The organism is Parabacteroides sp. HGS0025 (genome assembly GCF_000969845.1).
Classification (GTDB): domain Bacteria; phylum Bacteroidota; class Bacteroidia; order Bacteroidales; family Tannerellaceae; genus Parabacteroides; species Parabacteroides gordonii.
This window is the reverse complement of sequence record NZ_KQ033908.1, coordinates 19997-39528: the sequence shown is the minus strand read 5'-3', so window position 1 is coordinate 39528 and position 19532 is coordinate 19997. Positions and strand designations below refer to the sequence as shown.

The 19532-nt window shown below is 40.4% G+C and carries 20 protein-coding genes; all 20 read right to left on the bottom strand.

What is annotated here, in order from left to right:
• Position 1 precedes the first annotated feature (1 nt).
• Complete coding sequence (locus tag HMPREF1212_RS26495; RefSeq protein ID WP_052725130.1) at positions 2 to 2266, bottom strand: hypothetical protein; 2265 nt, start codon at positions 2264 to 2266, stop codon at positions 2 to 4.
• A 3-nt stretch (positions 2267 to 2269) separates the two neighbouring features.
• Positions 2270 to 2557 carry a hypothetical protein gene (locus HMPREF1212_RS25850; protein WP_046151708.1) on the bottom strand — a complete coding sequence of 96 codons (288 nt, stop codon included), beginning with the start codon at positions 2555 to 2557 and terminating at the stop codon, positions 2270 to 2272.
• A 2-nt stretch (positions 2558 to 2559) separates the two neighbouring features.
• Positions 2560 to 2844 (bottom strand): hypothetical protein, encoded by a 285-nt coding sequence (locus HMPREF1212_RS25845; protein ID WP_046151707.1) that lies wholly within the window; start codon positions 2842 to 2844, stop codon positions 2560 to 2562.
• A gap of 10 nt (positions 2845 to 2854) precedes the next feature.
• Positions 2855 to 7192: a hypothetical protein gene (locus HMPREF1212_RS27450; RefSeq protein ID WP_052725129.1), complete on the bottom strand. Its 4338-nt coding sequence runs from the start codon at positions 7190 to 7192 to the stop codon at positions 2855 to 2857.
• A gap of 52 nt (positions 7193 to 7244) precedes the next feature.
• Positions 7245 to 9257, bottom strand: a complete 2013-nt coding sequence (locus tag HMPREF1212_RS25835; RefSeq protein ID WP_046151706.1) for a hypothetical protein — start codon at positions 9255 to 9257, stop codon at positions 7245 to 7247.
• The gene (locus tag HMPREF1212_RS25830) at positions 9254 to 12643 is read right to left on the bottom strand and encodes a hypothetical protein (protein ID WP_046151705.1); all 3390 of its coding nucleotides are present in this window, start codon (positions 12641 to 12643) and stop codon (positions 9254 to 9256) included. The genes HMPREF1212_RS25835 and HMPREF1212_RS25830 overlap by 4 nt, the downstream gene beginning before the upstream one ends.
• Positions 12644 to 12697: 54 nt before the next feature.
• Positions 12698 to 13129: a hypothetical protein gene (locus HMPREF1212_RS25825; protein ID WP_046151704.1), complete on the bottom strand. Its 432-nt coding sequence runs from the start codon at positions 13127 to 13129 to the stop codon at positions 12698 to 12700.
• Positions 13130 to 13218: 89 nt separating this feature from the next.
• Positions 13219 to 13458, bottom strand: coding sequence for a hypothetical protein (locus tag HMPREF1212_RS25820; RefSeq protein WP_046151703.1), 240 nt, complete (start codon positions 13456 to 13458; stop codon positions 13219 to 13221).
• A complete protein-coding gene (locus HMPREF1212_RS25815; protein WP_046151702.1) occupies positions 13455 to 13646 on the bottom strand; it encodes a hypothetical protein in 192 nt (63 codons plus the stop codon). The genes HMPREF1212_RS25820 and HMPREF1212_RS25815 overlap by 4 nt, the downstream gene beginning before the upstream one ends.
• Positions 13643 to 13894 carry a hypothetical protein gene (locus tag HMPREF1212_RS25810; protein ID WP_046151701.1) on the bottom strand — a complete coding sequence of 84 codons (252 nt, stop codon included), beginning with the start codon at positions 13892 to 13894 and terminating at the stop codon, positions 13643 to 13645. Before HMPREF1212_RS25810 ends, HMPREF1212_RS25815 begins: the two co-directional genes overlap by 4 nt.
• 251 nt (positions 13895 to 14145) lie before the next feature.
• Positions 14146 to 14469 carry an SHOCT domain-containing protein gene (locus HMPREF1212_RS25805; RefSeq protein ID WP_046151700.1) on the bottom strand — a complete coding sequence of 108 codons (324 nt, stop codon included), beginning with the start codon at positions 14467 to 14469 and terminating at the stop codon, positions 14146 to 14148.
• A 21-nt stretch (positions 14470 to 14490) separates the two neighbouring features.
• Positions 14491 to 15555 (bottom strand): type I restriction endonuclease, encoded by a 1065-nt coding sequence (locus tag HMPREF1212_RS25800; protein WP_046151699.1) that lies wholly within the window; start codon positions 15553 to 15555, stop codon positions 14491 to 14493.
• Between the two features lie 370 nt (positions 15556 to 15925).
• On the bottom strand, positions 15926 to 16579 hold the full coding sequence (locus HMPREF1212_RS25795) for a Helicase associated domain protein (RefSeq protein ID WP_046151698.1): 654 nt from the start codon (positions 16577 to 16579) through the stop codon (positions 15926 to 15928).
• Positions 16580 to 16589: 10 nt separating this feature from the next.
• Positions 16590 to 16748, bottom strand: coding sequence for a helix-turn-helix domain-containing protein (locus tag HMPREF1212_RS27595; RefSeq protein WP_369800866.1), 159 nt, complete (start codon positions 16746 to 16748; stop codon positions 16590 to 16592).
• A gap of 23 nt (positions 16749 to 16771) precedes the next feature.
• Positions 16772 to 17185 carry a hypothetical protein gene (locus tag HMPREF1212_RS25785; RefSeq protein ID WP_046151696.1) on the bottom strand — a complete coding sequence of 138 codons (414 nt, stop codon included), beginning with the start codon at positions 17183 to 17185 and terminating at the stop codon, positions 16772 to 16774.
• A 243-nt stretch (positions 17186 to 17428) separates the two neighbouring features.
• A complete protein-coding gene (locus HMPREF1212_RS25780; RefSeq protein WP_046151695.1) occupies positions 17429 to 17833 on the bottom strand; it encodes a type II toxin-antitoxin system HicB family antitoxin in 405 nt (134 codons plus the stop codon).
• A 60-nt stretch (positions 17834 to 17893) separates the two neighbouring features.
• Entirely contained in the window at positions 17894 to 18079 is a 186-nt protein-coding gene (locus tag HMPREF1212_RS25775; protein WP_046151694.1) for a type II toxin-antitoxin system HicA family toxin, read from the bottom strand.
• Between the two features lie 179 nt (positions 18080 to 18258).
• Entirely contained in the window at positions 18259 to 18681 is a 423-nt protein-coding gene (locus HMPREF1212_RS25770) for a hypothetical protein (protein WP_157317160.1), read from the bottom strand.
• 35 nt (positions 18682 to 18716) lie between these two features.
• Positions 18717 to 19136, bottom strand: coding sequence for a structural protein P5 (locus HMPREF1212_RS25765; protein ID WP_046151693.1), 420 nt, complete (start codon positions 19134 to 19136; stop codon positions 18717 to 18719).
• The gene (locus HMPREF1212_RS25760; RefSeq protein ID WP_198293314.1) at positions 19133 to 19474 is read right to left on the bottom strand and encodes a hypothetical protein; all 342 of its coding nucleotides are present in this window, start codon (positions 19472 to 19474) and stop codon (positions 19133 to 19135) included. Before HMPREF1212_RS25760 ends, HMPREF1212_RS25765 begins: the two co-directional genes overlap by 4 nt.
• Positions 19475 to 19532 lie beyond the last annotated feature (58 nt).

Below are 19532 nucleotides of genomic sequence, written 5' to 3'. Positions count from 1 at the left end.
CTTATTGTTGTTCTAATTTTGCAATATGCCAGATACCCACATAGCATTTAAGGTTAAATTCTACCCGCCTACCAGCTGGGCAAGTATGCGAGCTCCCGCACATGCTCTCATAATTCCCGGATGTTGGGATTGTTATTGTTCGAGTCGATGGGCAATAAACAAGTACATTCATTTCAAGCCCATCATAATTTCTACCCGCCGCATTAACCGATAGCGATGCATTAGCATTAAGACTAACTTCAATATTTTCGTAATTTGCATTGAGGTTTGCTACTGTTGTGGCGGTAGTGTATGACCCTATACGATCAAGTTTTGTCTTGTCATCCGAGCTCATTAGCCCGTTTGTCGTTTCGGTTGCCGGAGAATATGTTGTATCATTATCTACTCCCCAAACCGCCGTCCCATCTGCTGACCATCGAAGTATCTGCCCAGAAGTTCCACCGGCCGGAATGTGCTTATTACCGGCCGTAGTGGGATGTACATAGTTGTTTGCACTAGCCGCAATCCCTGACAACTTGTTTTTATCCGTTGTTGTGTAGTTGTTGTCAGTATGCACGTAACTAGCATCCGAAACAAAACCGCTGTCGTTGGTAAGGTCAGACGTCTTGGTAGGTATCAAAGCTACAATGTCAGTCCGTAAGCCTGACAATAAAGTCGTTAAGCTCTGCGTGTCGGTGATGCCTGCCAGAAAGGCCGTGATCTCATTAAACGTATCAATTGCAGCACTGGCCGATGTCCCTATCAAAGCATCCAGACGTGCCTTCAGGTTATTCAACTCCGCCGTAAGTGTTGCGTCGTTATAGTTCGTTAGCCCCTCTAGCTTCTGTTTTAGCAGGGTTGTAAAGTCCTCTGTCGTCAATTGCTTGCCGACAACCTTATCAACCTTTTCGCCGATTAACCGACGTACTTCTGTATCGTCGTAGGCTTCCGGCACCACATACTCGACAAAGGTTCCGACCGTACTATCATTACCCGACGGGACAAACAAATACTTCTTACCCGACACGAGTCCGGGTCCAGGCACTAAGACATTTCCAGATCCAGTTCCCGGCAATCCCTGCGGAATAGTCAGATTAAGTAAATACTTATCCCGACCGTCGGACGTCTGACCGTTCGGGGCTAAAGTGGCAACTGCATCCGTTCCGGGTTGCCCCGTCGTTGTGGTACCCATTTCGATGATGGGCGTCAACCCTTGTGGGCCGGCAACAATAACCAGGTTCAATTTAAATTTAGGGTTGCCGTTATCGTCGGTTCCGTCCGGAGGCAAAGAAGCTGATGCAGATGATCCTACCGTAACGGTGCCGATCGTTATCTGAGGAGTTTTGCCGGTGAAACCGATCGCCCCGGACATATCAACTAAGTATTCAAAGTTTGCCGCACCTTTTACATACAACTTTGCGGTATCTTCATCGTCAACGCTACCGGTATTGATCAACACGAATTTTCCTTCCGGAACGTTAGATAGATCGGCATTCATTGCTGCGATGGTCGCATAAGTGCGATAAATACTAAACCCTTCAGGGCGGAGTACCGTATCGGTCTTATTATACGCACCTGTTACGTAATCCCAGGTATAAACATGGTAGTCGTTGCCTATGTAACCGGGGTGATCCGATACCGATTTAGCATTGACGGCCGCTGTATTGGCCGCATCCTTAGCTGCGTTTGTATCCGTGATAGCTTGATTCACTTCTTGGGAGATTTGAGCCATTTCTTTACGTACTTCCGCGGCCGCGTCAGTAGCCGGTTTTTGGAAAAGAGCCAGAACATCTTCTGGTATTGCCTGCCAAAAAGCGGCTATTTGTTCGGCAGTCAAATCGGTAAACTTTAACTTCAGGACTTCGAATGTAACTAGCACTTTCCATGCCGCTTCTTCCTCTGACACATATTTCCATTCTATGCCGGATAAACCGGTACGGAATTCAGGAGTATCACCCGCTTCACCTTTCAGATCAGCCCAAGCAACAAGATTTTCCCACATACCATTCGTCCAGCGCCATTGCAGGTGCGTTTCGGTTGATTGCAAGTGCACTTCTTTGCCGTCTACCCCTTTCAGGATTGACAACAGTACCCGGACTAACTTATAAGTTGATCCGCTCTGATGGAACACAGGAATAGAAGTGATACCCTGCAAGCTGTCTACTTCCTCGTATTGCCCCGGATCTTTAGAGGTGGTCTGTATATTATTGACCACCTCGCTTGTTATCTTTTCCAAGATTTCGGGAGTGATCCGTCCATCCGAGATGATGATTTCTCCTGCAGCCATAACTTATTCAGTTTTGTTTCTTTGATATATAATAGATGCCGTATCGGTCAATACCGCTCCGTATATGGATTCTGAATCCGCATTTGAGATAGGCTTGTCGAACGAAATATTTTTCCTGCCATCGGCATTGATCGTGATGTATCCGAAAACGACATCGGCCTTCTTTATTGTACCCATTACAGACTGTACGCTTTGACCTTCATCTTGCGCTACGTTGTATTGAATATCGTAACCCGCTACCGTGTTTAGGTAGGTGCTCTTTACTACTGATGATACCTGTTCTAGTGCCATAATTATCCCTCCTTATTATCTTTCTTAACTTCTATCGTGCATCTCTCTACTGCTTGGTAGAGCATTAACGAAAATGATTTTGACAAAACCGATATCATCAGTCCATATTCTTCATCTTCAATATCCACCGGTTCATTGCTATGGTAAATTTTACGAGCCAACTCATCCATAGGGATGGTTACCGCTTGTCTATGTATTGCGTTTCCAATCTCTTTTCTGAAATCCATTGTTTCATAAACATCAATTTCGATTTCTACACTTAATTCTTTGAAATTTACTCGTTTCATAATTTACATTTTAAGAATTTCTATTTACTAAATACCATTTTCTATTCATATACATAAGTTCTGCGTAATCTCCCCTCGCCATGTTAAAATTAGATCTGTTTACAGCATTATTCTCTTTGATCGTATTGCCATTATGATCAATTATACCGATTGTGCTTTGAACATTTATCATTTCCGAGGCATGAGAAGCAATAAGAATTTTGATAACAATCACAGAATGATCTACTACTGCACGTCCGTCAGTAAAATATCCAAATTCGTTACTAATTGCGGCATCAGAAGGTAAATAAACAGATTCATACGAAGATGGAGCGAACACAAACGTCCTTCTACTCCTTAAATTAGAAGCACTAGAGCATGAAGAGTTACTTATATTGACATTTACATCTGTAAATAAATTCTCAATCAAAGAAAATTCCCCTCTGATTCGAGCGCCTCCTTCACAATCAAGAGCAACTGCATGACTATCATTTACTGCATTTCCGCTAGCTTTTAAACTTAACGCATAAGCCGTACCTCCAGGCGATGCAGTTCTGTTATTTGTGATAAGTGCAGTACATGTAAGACTGCCTCCCGCAACACTGGGTGTCAGATCGGAACCAAAAGCAATACGGGTCCCACTGCCTCTCATGTCAATGTATCCTACATCTTTTCCGGTTGTCGAATTACAAGTAAACCAACCTTTATCAATTAAAAAATTACCTATACTTGTAGCTCCTTCAAGATTAATCTTTTTTGCATTGATACTGATACTCTCTGAAGATTGATTTATCGTGGATATAATGCCGTCTTTCTTTGCATATAAAGTATTACCGTATGCAGTTGTTAATATTCCAGATTCTTCTTTGGGTTTTCCATTCTCATCGAAGTTGGCTACAACCAACTGCCATTTATCCTTGTTTTGCAGAACAAAAGATGCTGCAGTTGTAGAGTTGTTAGACGCAGTTTCCCAACTGTCGCTACCATTCATTCCTGTATATCGTTTCATTTGCTTTGTAGACGGGTTATACCATAACGCACCTACATGCTTAAATTCTTCTCCACTTCTCCAAGAGTTCCAAGGATTTTCGGTCTGGCTATATTGTTCTTGCGAGTAAAGCCCGCATGCAAAAGCTTTGTTTGCTAAATCCTTGGCATCGGTTATCCCTTGTGTGTTATTTCCGACAACTGAGAATATTTGGTCATACTGGACGGATAGCTGCGCCACAGACGATTGCAAGCCGTTAACTTTCGTAGATACAGCATCAATACGACCAGCCTGAATACTCAAACCCGAAGTTATTTCCTGTCGTAAAGCTCCGGTTTCTGCATTAAAATCCTGACGGGTAACACGAGCTGCTATTTCTTCTGCCATCACTGTTAGTGAGGCATCATATTTTGTATAAATAGCCCCAGTTTCAGCATCAACATACTTCTTTGTTGCCAATAATTTTATGTATTCGGTTGTCTGATCAATCTGCGTCTGTAGCTTAATCTGAGCGTCCGCCAGTGCATCATTAAACAACGATACACCAGTTATCAGGATCTCGCCTGTAAATCTCAATTCAAAGTCACCAGACTCGTCCCATTTGGCAGTCTTGCTTATTTTTTGGTAGCTATCAGAGGGGGTTAATTGCTGTTCGATATATAGTTCCGTGCCACGGAAGCCCGCTGACAACGTACCGGCACGTAACACCTTGTACTTAAAAGCAAAAGAATAAGTATAGGCCTCTTCGGATGGATCTGTCCGTTCCGGGAGACGGAGTAGTGAGTTCAGCTGTAATATGTAAGTATTTCTTATGCGAAGTTTGTTCTGGCCTCCGTCACTGTAGATATCAGCTACCGCCTCTTTATCGACATAAAAACTACTGTCCATCCATAGATATGCGCTTGACACATTAATAAAATGAACAATGTTGGCCGGTGTCCAGTAGTTGGTATCCCGGCTGAAAGAGGAATTAATCAGAATGTTACCGGACTGGTTCGACATGTCATCCCTGATGCCCTCTATTGTACTGTTGAACTTGCCGTCCATGATGGTGAAAGTTTGCTCTATAGTTTCACCTGTATTTAGTACGATTGTCGAATATTCTAAGTGCGCCCCTCTAGCATAAAAACCGACTGTCTCATTTAGCTGTATTCCGCTTTTTGTACGGATTGATGAGCAATTCCCCACTCGCGCCAGAAGACTGTCTCCCGGATTAGTTTTCATTCCATACACCGCATCAATGTGAGGTGTTCCGAGTTCGTCAATTGTTGTGATCTTGACAATTCCTTTGCGTGTAGAATCTGTTGCAGAGTCAACACGTGTCAACACGTCTTTCTGTGCAATCTGAGATAGATCGCCTACGAAGTTTTTGAAGGTAATCCAGTCCAAACGGTCCTCTCCATCCGAAAGCGATCCTATTCCGACTTCTTTAACCTGCAGTTCATATTGCTTTGTTATGTAGTAATCATTATCGGCAGATGGCATCCCGTTATACCGTTGCACCATCAACAAGTCACCCGGGCGGAACGGATTGTAAGTGATACCGCCTTCTGTATCTAAATATAAACGTCCGGTAACTGTATCGTAATAGGCTACCTTCATCTGCCCGGCAAATATAACATTGTCGTTTTCGCCCCTGAGTTGTGAAATAATCATCTCGTAAACGCGAACGCTACCTCTTGCTACGATATCATCAATTTCTAATCGGTATTTAGTTTCTTCTACACCGGCAGAGTTAATGCGTTTATATGGGGCCAAGTCCCATCCCCACCCTTCGGGGAATCCAGAAGCAAAAGAGGGTGATCCCATCCGGCCACCTACATACACATCACTTCTTACCCGCAAAGAGTCCAGCAAAGCAGCCCCCGGATCCGTAATCTCCCAGCCTTTGCCATCATAGCCGTCCAGGAAGATTGATGATCCGATCTTTTTATCGAATGTAATTATCCCATGAGCACGATCGTCAATATCTTTACGCAGATACATTTCATCGATATCAACAAGAAAATTATTAAGCTCTTCATTTATCCGAATATCAGTACTTAAAGCAGAGTAAAGATTTTTGTCGGTAGGTAAGATAAAACCTAGCTGGGTTGACTCAATTATTTCAAGATTGCAATTACCGCCGGAACCGCCGCTGCCAATATTTCCGATCTCATCCTCCAGTTCTTTGATTACTGCATTCTTGATCGTATTATGGATAGCCCCATAAGTTGTGACTGTCGGTTTCGGATTAAACGGATCGAATGCAGGAATAAGTACCCCCTCGGTAAGTTGTACCCGCGGAAATTCAGCTAACCGAGGGGGTAAAATAAAATCCGGCGATGACAGATCCGGAGCGACCAGATTATCCGGGATATCGCTCTCGTTTTTTGTAAGGTTCAGAAAGGAAGAAACTTCAGATAGTTGCCAAGTGAAAGTATATGAACTGGGCAATTCATTCGATATGTATGTTACATTGCTTTCTGTCACAATAATTTTCCGGATAGCCGTTGCTTCGTAAACAAACTTAGCCTTGCTGGGGAAAAAGTCAAGCAGCCAACGGCGAGAGTATTCATCCAGGTAGCCGGTGTTTTTCGTATACTTTCGCTGGGTGTCTACCTGATACTCTTCCCGGACGTCACCGAATACGGCTATATTATGTTCATGTTCCGCATTCAGGTTGTTTGTCCCGGCTGCCCGAAAGCTATCTAGTCCTCCCAAACTATTTTCAAAAAGATACCACTGTTCGTCTTCTGCCAAAGGATCAGAAAAAGCATACACCTGTGATTCTGATAATTTCGTTCCAGAGTTCTCTGTCCATACTTCGTAATAAGACGGATAGGTGTTCCCTAGCTTGCCGACAACAACTGAATACTGTAAGTCCATTGTTGTAGCATGTCCTGCAACACAAGTTCCTAATGTTATTTCCTTGATTGATTTGTCCGGATATGTAGCTTTAAGCTTCGCGGTACAATCTTCAACAGCGTAATAGGTCAACCATTCAGGAGAGTAATAGGTAACAGGCTTAACGCGCGGTTGCCAGGTAAGGAAATGTAGTTTCAACCAGTTTGCAGCCGTGTCTGCCAGGTTAGCAACCCCACTACGGATAACCCGAAAAGAGTAGTCTGTTCCATCGATTGTTGCGACAAAAGTATCTGCCAATTTATTTTGTACATAAAAAGGCTGTCCCGCATTCAAGGTATAAGTCAACTGACTTTCGACTACATCTTGAATGTCTACTCTTATCAAATTATCCGGACCTGGTTCATAGCTTTGCTGCAAAAGTATATTGTCTCCCTTCTTTAAAGTAAAAGAGACAAGTCCGGAAGATGACATCACAAACTCATTTAGATTTCCGGACAGATTAAGTGCATCAGGTTTCTTTATTACTCCTGCCATTATTCAAATTTTTATCAAAGGTACCAGCGATATCTACTTTTATAAAGGACAACTACCACTCACGAAGTATAGGCTCCAGCCACATTGTCAATGTCCCTGAAATTTTATCAACCAATACTGGTTTGCCGATCAACTCTATTTGTACGGCAAACCAGCACGGATATGATTTTTCATGATATCTGCCACCGCGGCTATATTCAGCCTCTGTAGGAGGTGGAAGGAATAAGGTTATAGGCTGCTCTTTCAGTTGCATCCAGTTATATTGGGGGCCAACATTTTTAGCCCAGTTCATCTGCCATTGGTACTTTGATGACGGGAAATGATTTGATTCGGATTTGGCAGAGGAAATAGGATTATACAATTTCGTAGTCAAGAAAGTACATTCGGTGTCTATGTTTTTACCAACATCGTATTTTATGACATTTGGCAACAGTTCCTGGTTATTTATCATTACTTTTTTATAGGATGAGATATTGAGCTTGTCAGTATCCTTTAAAAGCATTTTTGTAGTAACAGGACGCATTGAGTTGCGAAGCATATCATCATACTTCCGCCAAAACTTTTCGTATAATCCATCCGGTCCGTTATATGCCAAAGAATAATCCCATATTCTTTCCCGTGTATCAAGATAGGCATATATTGTACCGGAATCAAAACGGGATGTTCTGTGAGCGGTAAAACACAACATTGGGTTTAACTCCGATTTTTTCTGGGTCGAATTTTCCTTACTCCCTCCCTGAGCGGGTTTGTTGTCCCAAATGATTTTTGAATTAATGGCCCTGGTTGTTCCAATAAAAGGAGCTACACCACTTGATAGTGTTTCAAATTCTATGCTGACCAACGTATCTGGTGATTCTTTCTTTTCTGTCTCTAAGGTTCCCCCTGCATAATAATCACAATTCAATGTTCCTACTTTTTCTACGACATAATTTAAAGGAGTAAAACCTTCCCTGATTATCCATCCCCTTGTCTGATCAATAAAAGCTTCCGGATACATAGCTGCTATTTCCGGTAATGTTTTAGATAAATAATCAGGTGATGAAGAAACCAATTTGTATTCTTCATTATAAGTCAACACAGCCCCTCTGTCAGCAGACAATTTGACCTGTTTATATTTGGCCCCATGATTGACGTTGATTGGTTCTGTGAGCAACTTTGTCAAATCCTGATCGGCTTTACTATCAGCCACTTCGTTGAACAAAACTATTTTGATAGTTCGTTTTGCTTCATCAGGTATAAACTCACAACAAAATTTGTTACGAAAGATATCTAATATCGTGGATATATTACAATTCGGCACGAGTTGGTCATAACGAATTTCGGCATTAACAATTGAATCAATATTATTATTAAGAAAAACCATCGACCGGAACGGCTCCGTTTTAGAAAAGAAATTGTCTTCCAGCGTATATCCTAAGTACTTAAATGTTTCTTCCAACAAGTGTACCGCTTTTATGAACGGTGTGATAAAATATCCGGCTGGAGTAGATACTGTTTTCTCATCTATTATTTCCTCCCGATACTGTTCATTAAATAAAGAATAATACCCATCTGGTTTAATCGGCCCGGAAACTTTGTTCAGGCATATAATCTCTCCACTTTCATGGCTCTCTGCCAATACCGGGAAACAGGAAAAACGAGTATCAGGACTAACCATCAACGAACGAACAAAACTGATTGCATTGGTTACAGACGAAAACGTTAATACTTTATCCTTGAATACTGTAGCCAGTTGAACATCCTTCATCTTTTCATAAAACGATCCGATATTCAAATAAAAGGAAGTGTCAATTCCGTCTTTCCGACTGGCTGATAAAATCGCCTGCCGGCAACGAATAGAGAAAATACCTTCCTGAATGGTGGCGTCGGATCGATTAGGCATCTTATTCACACCTGCCATATCGTCTGGAAAGCCAAGTATTGTTCGGTTATGCTCATCTGGCGGCAATTTGACCGGAAGGGATTGTTCTCCATAATCATTAAAAAATGGATTTGTACGCTCCATTTCCAAAACCGTTCCCGGTTTTAGTTTCAGCTCCTTGCCTGAAGAATGTATTATTTTCATGATTTACTACCTATTTTACGGGATTCATTTAATAGTTCCTGTTGTTTTTGTAATTCTGAATAGATAATGAATGCTTTTAAACCACCTTCTTTATCTATTTTTTGAAGCAGCTCATACAGTTTAGTGATAACTTCTGTCCCGGCAATACTGCTTGCCGGTGTGATATTTGTTGAAACTTTAGTATCTGCTGTTGCAGGAATAGAAGGATAACCTCCTGATTCAAATCCGGCCAGGCGTTTACGCATAAGCTGGTTCATGTCTACAGTTCGGATTTCGCCTTTTTCCTGAGATTCGTTTAATAGGTTTATGATAGGGGCAACAGTCGGGTTTTGCAAAGCATCATTACTGGCTACCCATTCCATACTTTGTCCAGTTGGACCTTCACCAACTATTACAGTGGGGCGATCGACAAAACCTCGTTTTTCAGGATCAACTTCTGCATTAAAAGTTTTCCCATCTTGTTCGCGTGTGACATCAATGTATCCACCGGATTCTTTACCGGTTGCTACACGAGTACCTGTCCCGGATCCGGAGCTACCCGCTCCATCAACAGTCATTGCCATGACTTTTTTTCGTTCGGCATTCGCCGTTGCTATCTGGGCTGCACCGGTAGCGGTTAACATAGCTGCAGCAATTCCACCTCCTATAGGGCCTAACTGGCCAAAAGCCTGCATGATTGCAACGGCTGTATTTGCTATTATTTCGGATACCTTAATGGCGAAATTGACATTAGCGTACTTTTTTTGTACAGCAAGCTTTTTGTTTTCTTTCTCTTTTTCCAACCGGGCAACCTCTTCCGAGTTGTCACCGGCACGCTGGATCTCAGCATCGTATTTAGCATCTATATTGGCCAGTTCAGCTTCTTGGAGAGCATTGATAGCTCCGGAAAACATCTCTGAATAAGCATCATAACTTTTTTTCAAATAGTTGACTTTTATTTGATTCTTAGCTTTCTGATACTCTTCTTCATCCAATAGGCCCTGGTCATATTGCTGTTTTAATTGTTCTTGCTCAACTTCATATTGCTCCTGCATGGAAAGCAGACCATACTGGGAACGTATTTGATTTCGCTTATCTTCCTCCTGTTGCAACAATTGAGTTTTAGCACGTTCATAAGCTGCATCTAGTTCGGCGGTATCCATGTTTTCTTTTTCAGCCATTTCTTTTCGAGCCAGATAAGATGCTTCCAGTACTTTCATTTGAGCTTCGGTATCTTCGTCAACTGTTGTTAGCTTAAATTCGGATTTAAAATCCTTTACTAAATTTTGGAGAGCCTTTTGTTGGGCAGCACGACTTTTGGCGGCATCAAGATCCGCAGTTATAACAGCTTCGTTTGCTTCCGATATGGCCTGAGCTTTGATCGTTCCGGATGATAGTTCTAAAGAGGATACGTCGGACTGGTAATCCTGATTTATTTTAAGACGGGTTTCGGCTGTCGCTGTTTCCGCACTTAACATCAAAGCATCATATTGTTGTTGTGAGATTTGTTTTTCTGCTAATGCTTTTTCAAAGGTGATCTGCTGATTTTTATATGATTGCGACTCTATTTTCAATTGTTTGTCCCGGTTGTCTTTGAGGACATTGATCATTTCCTGTTCCCGCTTTTGCTGAACATCAAGAAGTGCTGTTTGGGCTTCTATTTGCTGTTTCGCAATTATTGATAATATTTTTGGATCATTTGTTTTTTTCTGATAGCTCTCTAATGCTTGAAGGCGATCCGAATAATACTTAGCGTCAGCATGGAGAACTTCCAGGTTGTAAAACTGCTCCGTTTGTTGAGTTTCGTTTTTGTTTTTCTTAAGTTTTGCCAATTCTTCAGCATGAGCATTATCCATCTGCTGTAGCTTTAAATCCATTGCTGATTTAAATGCTGCATTTTGTTTCTTTATTTCAGAATCGGAAACAACTTTCTTTTCAGGGGTTAACGACTTGACTTTATCGTCAAGGGCTGTCAGTTCTGATTTATAACGTTGTACTTCTGCTTTCTTTTGGGCTAATGCTTGTTCAATATTTTTTCTTGCAGAGGGCCATAAATTATTCATTAATCTAGCTTCTAATGCAGCTTGTTCTTTTTCTGCTTTGACTAATTCTTCAGATGATTGCTTTCGTAAAATATCAATAGTTCGTTCAATGGCCTTTTTTTTATCCATACCATTTTTTACCAATTTATCAACCATTACATCGACTTGCTCCTGGGTATCATTATAGGTATTCTGGGCAGCATCGTTGTAAACATCTTGTTTTAAATCATCAAGACTACTGAGTGCAACCCTAAGACCGTCAACCATTTTACTTAACCAGGTTAATGTTTTTTTTGCAATAGGTTCTATTCGTTTACCGATCGTATTGAATAAGGCGTCTAATGTATCCCCAAAGTTGGAATATTTACCTTCTAATTCCTCCATTTGTACAGCCATGCCTCCTTGTACACCTTCAATGTTACCTAACGAATAGAGGTAATCAGATATGGCCTTTTCTGTAAAATTGACTTCTGTTGCAACTCCTTTAAAAGAAAATTTCACTTTATCATTTTCTTTATTGGCTTTAATGCCAAATTCTTTAAGGCGTTCGAACTCTCCTGTTTGAGCATCTAAAAGAGCTTCAATAAGTTGATCTAATGATTTCCCCTGAGAACTGGCAAGGTCTCCAAGCTTTATAATTTCCTGTTCTGTTGGTACAATTCCACGATTGACCATCTTAATGTAGGCTTCAGTTATCTCTTGCAGAGAATAAGGTGTTTCTTGTGCCAGTTTTTTTAGCATGGACATGGACTTGGCTGCTTTTTCCTGGCTTTGAAAGGTATTTCGTAGGACAGCTTCATATTTGGCAAACTCTTTACGGGTTTCGATGGCATTCGATATGATGTCTTTCAAATATCCAACAACTTTCAAAGCCAGAAAGCCTTTTACAACGGTGGTTACTTTGCCAAAAGAGGATGATAATGCATCTCCTGTTTTTTCACCGCCTGCCTTTAATTCAGATATTCTGTTTTTTACTGCCACTAGATTTTGTTCGAGCTTTTTATAGTTTTCCGGATGTGTTGCCTGTGATGTGTTATCCAGTTGGCGTTGTAAATCCTTCGCCTGTTTCCGAAGTTGGGCCATTGTCAGGGCACTAATACCCATTGTGCCTTCCAAAGCCTTGATCTTAGCTTTGTTTTTGTCGATCTTTTCGTTATTTAGTTCGACTTCTTTTGAAAGTCTGTTGAATTCTTCGGATTCTTTTTTGCCGGTAGCGATCAGATCAATCATCCGCTCTTTTAGCTCTTTATTGGTAGTGTTGAGTTTTTTATTGTCATTAGATAGAGCCCGGACTTCCTGTTGTGCTTTTGTTGCATCGACAGACAGGATCCATTTTAATTCATCTTCTGTAAGTTTTTTTGCCATATTAACCTATTTTTATTGCGAAAGTAGAAGATGAAACAAATGGAATAAAGGACATTACAGAAGGTGATTTGCCCAACTGTTTCGAAGTTCAAGAGAGGAAACACCTCCAAATTGTTCCAAGTCATTGCGCATCAGTTCACGTATATTATCTGTGAGGCCATACCGCAAATCCTGCATGGTTTCATTGTATAATATACCCCAGATGACACGGTTATATAAGGCTAATCTGCGGCGGAAGAACATTTCTTGTTTACGATATCGGATATCTAAGAATCGGAGATAGGAAAATACTCTCATGTGATAGGTTTGTTTCAGCCCTTCTCCAGACATGGATACTGGATGTTGGCTAAGAAACTCGGCTAACCTGCCGGTTCCGCCTTTAAAGTTTGCCCGTATAACTTCCTCCTGTGTTTCATAGATCCGGTTTATGTCTCGTGTCACAATGGAGTGAATAAATTCTGTTTTGATAAGTTCGTCTGTAACCATAGTGTTCGTTTTGGTTACAAAAAAAAGGATGCGCCCTCTTTTAAGAAAGGACGCATCCTATTAATCGATAGGGTATATCTGTTATGTCATTAATCTTCTTTCCCTTCTAATAAGCGGATGTCACGTTTTAAAAAACATAAGTCTGCAATAGCGTTTAGAGCTTCTTGCTCCCTACCTTTTTCACAGACACAGTCACAAGCTATTAGGGTAATGGCATTGTCGATTACACCAATCTGAGCATCCATAAATTCGGGATCATTTTGAAACTGTTTTATAAAGCTGATAAGTTTCTCAGTAACAACAATACCTTCAATGTTAATCGGTGTCATTTCTTTCTCCTTTCTTCTTTAGAAATAAACCAATATAGGAAACTAGCCAATAACTTGAGTTGGCGAAGGGAAAGGAGAGTGGATACCCGTTCACGTTCGTAGGTGACGGTATAGACTTTACGAGTGCCGCCTTTTTCAGTGGTGTATTCATCGGTGATGATACCCCACACAGGTTCTTTTCGTTTCATATCTTGCCTCCTTTCTTCGCTGAACAATAAACCAAACAAGCCGCAATCACCAGCGGCAGGAATACAATAGAGAGAACAGCCAGCAAAGCGGCTGTGTACATCTTGGCTTCGTAGATGTTTTTACAGGGAGTGGCTTCGCCGGGCATGGCGTTGTAAAATTTCTGAACCGCAGTCCAGGAAAAATGATTGGATACTTGTACGCGCTTCCGGCTTCCGGTAACAGGTACGGTTAATGAATTCGTTTTCATAACTCACGTAGTTTCGCTTTGTGTGAAAAGAAAGACGGCCACACATTTCCCGTCGCGAAACTACGTGAGTTCATCTCCGAAGAGCTGAAAAATCACTGGAAATGGCAGCCGCCTATATCGTACAATTTGGGCATAAAAAAAGCCCTACAAATATGTTGTGAGCATTATCCGTTACTCTTCGGTTGATGATTTCTCATCGTAGTTTCGCACTGCAAATATGGTGAAAGTTTTTGGATTTGCAATGCAAAAGATTAACTATTCAGTAATTTCTTTTTCAAATTATCAAATTCTTCTTCTGTGATAGTTCCAGAATCTAATAAATCTTTGGCTTCTTTAATCTGATCCGTTACTGATTTTTTACTGTTCTCTTTGATAACCTGGATAGCTTCTGCTTGCTTTTCCTGTACTGCTCTAAGCTCCACATCTGATTTTTTGTCTGATGCAAAGGCTATAATTAGTCCTATCAGCGGACTTAACAATAAAGACCAGAAGAAGGCCCATCCAAAACCAATTTTACGTCCACTACCGACGAAACCAGCGACGATAGAAAAGACAATCCATCCAAGAATCCACATAAATTTATTATATTAATTGTCTTAGAATTTAATAATACTAGCTAACGGCTCCTCAAATTTGTAGAGATCATCCAAAGACTCAATTAAATTTTTCGTTTCTTTTTTGTTCTCATCAAATGTCGCAATGTACTTTTTGCCGCCATTAAAATAAAGACGACAAATAGGTTTACGATTATTGTCATCGAGAAGGATGCCGAAATAACTTTGGGTGTCACGTTGTGCTACGCGATTAATATCAACGTACTTACGCAACATTGCCCGGACAATGAAATATCCTTCTTTTTCTTCTTCCGTTGTTATGATTTTACATTCTTCTTCAGCAAGTGTTGGAGATTGAATTTCTACATGAGGTATTTCATCTGTTTGTTTCTCTGTTTCTTTGTTTAAGGCATTTTTAAAACGATCCGTAATTATATCACTGATAACTTGACTAAAGGATCTTTTGGTTAAATCAGTAAATTGCTCAAGTATTTTAGCTGTTACAACACCTGAATATACTTGTTTTGTAAACAATCGAACCAATGTTTCGCTTGGAGCTTCCATCTCTGCAAGAATAATATCTTTCAGGCCTTTCATAAACTTCAACTCACTAGCTGCATTGACAATGCTTTCAACATCGAAATATGATTTATGAAATTGTTTGACTTCTTCTATCTGATTATCTCGTAAATCAAGCATATTTAATACCAAAAATGGTTTTCCATCCATTTTGTTTGGTTCTTCCAGGTCTGTATAGAAGCGATATTCAATACCATTAGTTAATACTCCAAATCGAGCGCATGATACGTGATAATAACGTAATAACTGGTTATCATGTGAATTTAATTTTTCGGCCCAGTGTTTACATTCAATGAGTATTACTGGTTCATTGTCTTTCAGAATAGCATAATCTATTTTTTCGCCTTTTTTAGTGCCTATATCACATGTATATTCTGGCATTACTTCGAAAGGATTAAATACGTCATAGCCTAATGCTTGAATAAAAGGCATGATTAATGCGTTTTTTGTAGCTTCCTCAGTTTGAAGATTGTCTTTTAGTTTGGCAACGCGTTCTGCCACTTGTTTGATAGTGTCTTTAAAATCCATAGCTATAAATGGCGAACTCTCTCATATCGTGTGCCCACCGATTGTTGACATCGGAACCCGATTTCACGGATTACACAATAAGAGAGAGTACATATAAAGGTTCAACAATGTTTGGGCGCTGTGAATATGGGTATTTTTTTTTGAATACCAAAGGAAACGTTCTTTCTTTTGGCGGTATAGTTTGAATTTGTTGGTTACTGTGCATTGTAGTGCTCAAAAAAGAGCGTCCAGATGATCGCTCACCCAGACGCCCAACCTTAACTATGAAAAAATTTACGTTTTTCATTTGTAAACATACGATTTATTATAATCCGTCATCCGTCGGATCGTATGTTAGTAAACATGTAGTTCACTTATTTCACAATTTGAGCTATTTTTGTTTTCCTCGATAATCACATTCCATAAAATTAATTGATTCCAATTTTTCAAGATGATCTAAGGGCATCTTGCAACCCTTATTTCCTTTTACTATTGATCTTTGACTATAAAGCCACGCCGCCAATCTTGCTTCATCTTTATTGTCCGATTTCCGATATGGCCACTTTCCTACCTTTTCCCTATAACTTTTTAATGCTTCAAACGTTTCAAGCCATTTATCATTAAGCACTTCCCCCCAATCGAATCCAATGGAATCAAGCATTTGCTTTCGAATATCGCTTATTTTCCCTATTTTTTTATATTGTCTTTGATTTACACACCACAAACCAAGTTTTTTTATCCTCTTATCGGTACTATATGAAGAAGGCCATGTTCCTATATTAGTATGGTAAGATTTTACACAATTAAACATTTCGTGCCAAATAGTATCCCTTTTATTTAAAGGTCTCTGCTTAATTTGAGGTTGTTTTATAACAAACTCTATGCCAAGAGTATTAAAAACATTCTCTATTTTACTTTGACTCAAGTTCGATTTACCAGACAGAAAGGAGGCCATACCGCTCTTACTTATTCCAATAGCATCAGCAAGTGCCGAAGCTCCAACCTTATGAAGCTCCATAGCCTCTTTGATAATTTCTCGTATCATTTGAATAAGATTATTCTTTTATAACAAGTTCTATATTGAGATACCTTAGTGTAGCTTCAATTTTATCTTGACTAAGATTCGTCTTCCCGGAAAGAAAGAGAGACATACTACCCCTATTTATCCCTATTTGCTCCGCGAGGTCTATGGCCTTGACTTTACGAAGACTCATTGCTTCTTTAATCGCTTCTCGTATCATTTTTTCAACATTTGATTTCTCATTTCTTCTATACCTTCCACAGTATTAGGATATACTGTCCATCCTCTTCTCAATAAAGAAAGAAGAGAATCACATTTTTCATTAACAAGTGCGTTACTTACTTCTTTGTAGGTTGATTTAAGTGATCTGTATTCGTTATAAGAAATTTTTCTAACATCACCCAGACAGACTTCATCGTCACCACCAAAACCAACGATAGTACCTTCATAGTAGTATTTTTTACGACCATAAGCGCCAGAAACGGCAAATGAGCCAACTTCTTCCATATAACCCACCTGAGCCATCGAAACGCCACATTCATATTGTCTGGTTTGCGTATTAAATGATTGTCCACATTCTGGTGCTTCACCGTATCTGTATCCGACTATTTTACTACCTATGATGTTCATAACTTGCTTGTTTTATTATTACACTACAAAGATACGAAAATGTTTGGTGATACAAAACATTTTAGACGAAAAAGTTTTGTACTACCAAACATTTAACCTTTAGAAACACTTGGTTCAGTAAATAGCTCACACCTTTCCAGATTTGAAATTTGGAGGGAAAAGAAAAGCCTCTGTCATTTTTCGACAGAGGCTGAATCTATTGGCTACAGTTCGTTTTTTAGTGTTCAATTAAAAAAGTTCTTTTCAGAATTGAACTGTGGCCATATTGCTGACTATTTCTTTAAATTTAGCTTGTATGATTGCTCTTTGTTTTTCGGATGCAAAGGCTAATCCGTTTTTATACTTACGCATCAGAGAAGGATTGATACCGACTGCACGGGCAAATTCTGTGGCACTGATAAATGGAAATGCCAGGAAAAAGCCGGAGAAGTCGTAACGATATTCAATCGTATATCCCTCTTGTACCCATTCTGATACCATACCTGTTCGTTCCTGAAAGTATTCAAACTGCTCTGTGAGCACTTCCGTAAAGTCGTTTTTCGCTTCGGCTTCAGAAAGACCATAGCCAACCGCACCCTTTACATCTTTTGTGTAAATGGAGTAGCCACCATCGGCTGACTTTTCGATAATTGCTGTAACTGTTTTCATAACATTCTTTTATTGTTTGGTCCAATTAAAACCACTCCCCGGAGGGAGTGGTAGTTGCTTTTACTTTTTCAACCCGGCATCTTTCATCATCGATTCCAGAGTTCCTTTCGGTATTTCCTTGCTCGGATGGCGGCCGACGGGGATGAAATAGTCAAAGTCCGGGTGAACATACTTATGATGTTTCTTACCCTTTTTGATTGTCCAGCCTGCGGCTTCAATCAATTTGTAAAACTCGGAAAATTTCATGATGTAAAAGAACTTTGTTTAATTGAACACTACAAAGGTAACATATATGTTCCAATCCTGCAAGAGGAAAAGTAATAAAAAGAACATATTTGTTCCTTTTTAACAAAGCCGCCCTACCTATCACAGGCAGAGCGGCTAACTCAATTACTAATCTAAAAATCTAATACCATGAAAAACACTTACTTAATATTAATTTTTCGTTTTATGAACTTAAAAATGCCATATCCAACACCTAATAGAATAATGCCTGATAGTGCACCGATGGCCCAACCGCCCATATCCATTTTGAATTGTTGCCAACGTGTCAGTTTCTTTTCAACTTCAATAGGGATTTCAACGGTTTGTATTATTTCGATCTCTTCGATCTGTATAGGGATGCCCAATGTGTCCGGGTAAATATTCAGACTATGGTTTAATTTACCACCAGACCATACAGCCCAACTTTCGCCATAGGGGTTATGCAAATATGACGTTGTATCCGGGGTACTTATGGAATCTCTGTAAGGAACAAGTACGGTTTTAATGATAGTATCACGGAGCCGGACAGTCGTAACCTCCATACTTTTCACTGGTACATATACCGTCTTTGTGCAAGCTACCATGCAAAAGGTAATACACAGATATAATATCGTTCCAGTCACAAGGCGTCCCATCCGGCTTCCACTTCTGACATGATTGCGGGGACTCCATTCTCAACTAAGCTGATAGCTGCTGCCATCGCACACATGATGGACTTTTCGTCCGGATCCGGAACGAAAGTTGTAGGGACTTGCATTTCCCGGCTTACACGGATGATGTAGCCGGATGTGTTGTTTTCGTGCTCCGGAGCCCATCGGTGGATATAGTCGGCGATGGTGCGGCAACCATGCAACTTGTGGTAATTACGCAGTAATTTCAGCAATGCCCGGTAGCCGGATGCCCTGTCTTTGAACTCTTCAAATGTAAAGTCTTTTTTGTTGGCGGCATCTACTTCACTCTGCCATTTCACACTGTTGCTGTTACGGATGTTTCCGGGATTGTTGTTCCGGAGACCGCGGGGTAATTTTTCTGTACTCATTGATGTTCCTCCTCTAATTTTTTGAATGGGTCGGCGCTGATGGGTGGCTTACGATATCCACATTCCAGTTTTTCGCATTTCCATAGTTTCAATATGGCATTGTTCGTAGTCAGTGTATTATTTTGATTCCGGGCCGCCGTCAAATCATCGTATAGCTTATCAATCAAATCACTCTGCCGGGATTTCTCTTCACGGAATTGTATGTAAAGCTCTTTCCATTGTTCACTGACCTTAGCCTCGTTTTCTATTTCAGCCGACCGGCGTTTCTGTGGAAGCAATACAATGGCAGCAATGCCTCCTCCGCTGATAAAGGTCAGAAAAGCTAAACCTATTGTCATCCAATCCATTCTTTGTTATTAATTTATGGGTATAAAGTTGTTCAATTCTAATCCAGGC

Excerpts from the sequence above, each read along its gene's own strand:
- HMPREF1212_RS25760 (WP_198293314.1), bottom strand. The coding sequence starts at position 19,474 with ATGACAATAGGTTTAGCTTTTCTGACCTTTATCAGCGGAGGAGGCATT.
- HMPREF1212_RS25770 (WP_157317160.1), bottom strand. The coding sequence starts at position 18,681 with ATGGTAGCTTGCACAAAGACGGTATATGTACCAGTGAAAAGTATGGAG.
- HMPREF1212_RS25820 (WP_046151703.1), bottom strand. The coding sequence starts at position 13,458 with ATGACACCGATTAACATTGAAGGTATTGTTGTTACTGAGAAACTTATC.
- HMPREF1212_RS25805 (WP_046151700.1), bottom strand. The coding sequence starts at position 14,469 with ATGTGGATTCTTGGATGGATTGTCTTTTCTATCGTCGCTGGTTTCGTC.
- HMPREF1212_RS25810 (WP_046151701.1), bottom strand. The coding sequence starts at position 13,894 with ATGAAAACGAATTCATTAACCGTACCTGTTACCGGAAGCCGGAAGCGC.
- HMPREF1212_RS27450 (WP_052725129.1), bottom strand. The coding sequence starts at position 7,192 with ATGGCAGGAGTAATAAAGAAACCTGATGCACTTAATCTGTCCGGAAAT.
- HMPREF1212_RS25830 (WP_046151705.1), bottom strand. The coding sequence starts at position 12,643 with ATGGCAAAAAAACTTACAGAAGATGAATTAAAATGGATCCTGTCTGTC.
- HMPREF1212_RS25795 (WP_046151698.1), bottom strand. The coding sequence starts at position 16,579 with ATGATACGAGAAATTATCAAAGAGGCTATGGAGCTTCATAAGGTTGGA.
- HMPREF1212_RS25845 (WP_046151707.1), bottom strand. The coding sequence starts at position 2,844 with ATGAAACGAGTAAATTTCAAAGAATTAAGTGTAGAAATCGAAATTGAT.
- HMPREF1212_RS25785 (WP_046151696.1), bottom strand. The coding sequence starts at position 17,185 with ATGAACATCATAGGTAGTAAAATAGTCGGATACAGATACGGTGAAGCA.
- HMPREF1212_RS25815 (WP_046151702.1), bottom strand. The coding sequence starts at position 13,646 with ATGAAACGAAAAGAACCTGTGTGGGGTATCATCACCGATGAATACACC.
- HMPREF1212_RS25780 (WP_046151695.1), bottom strand. The coding sequence starts at position 17,833 with ATGAAAACAGTTACAGCAATTATCGAAAAGTCAGCCGATGGTGGCTAC.
- HMPREF1212_RS26495 (WP_052725130.1), bottom strand. The coding sequence starts at position 2,266 with ATGGCTGCAGGAGAAATCATCATCTCGGATGGACGGATCACTCCCGAA.
- HMPREF1212_RS25775 (WP_046151694.1), bottom strand. The coding sequence starts at position 18,079 with ATGAAATTTTCCGAGTTTTACAAATTGATTGAAGCCGCAGGCTGGACA.
- HMPREF1212_RS25800 (WP_046151699.1), bottom strand. The coding sequence starts at position 15,555 with ATGGATTTTAAAGACACTATCAAACAAGTGGCAGAACGCGTTGCCAAA.
- HMPREF1212_RS25850 (WP_046151708.1), bottom strand. The coding sequence starts at position 2,557 with ATGGCACTAGAACAGGTATCATCAGTAGTAAAGAGCACCTACCTAAAC.
- HMPREF1212_RS25835 (WP_046151706.1), bottom strand. The coding sequence starts at position 9,257 with ATGAAAATAATACATTCTTCAGGCAAGGAGCTGAAACTAAAACCGGGA.
- HMPREF1212_RS25825 (WP_046151704.1), bottom strand. The coding sequence starts at position 13,129 with ATGGTTACAGACGAACTTATCAAAACAGAATTTATTCACTCCATTGTG.
- HMPREF1212_RS25765 (WP_046151693.1), bottom strand. The coding sequence starts at position 19,136 with ATGAGTACAGAAAAATTACCCCGCGGTCTCCGGAACAACAATCCCGGA.
- HMPREF1212_RS27595 (WP_369800866.1), bottom strand. The coding sequence starts at position 16,748 with ATGAGTCTTCGTAAAGTCAAGGCCATAGACCTCGCGGAGCAAATAGGG.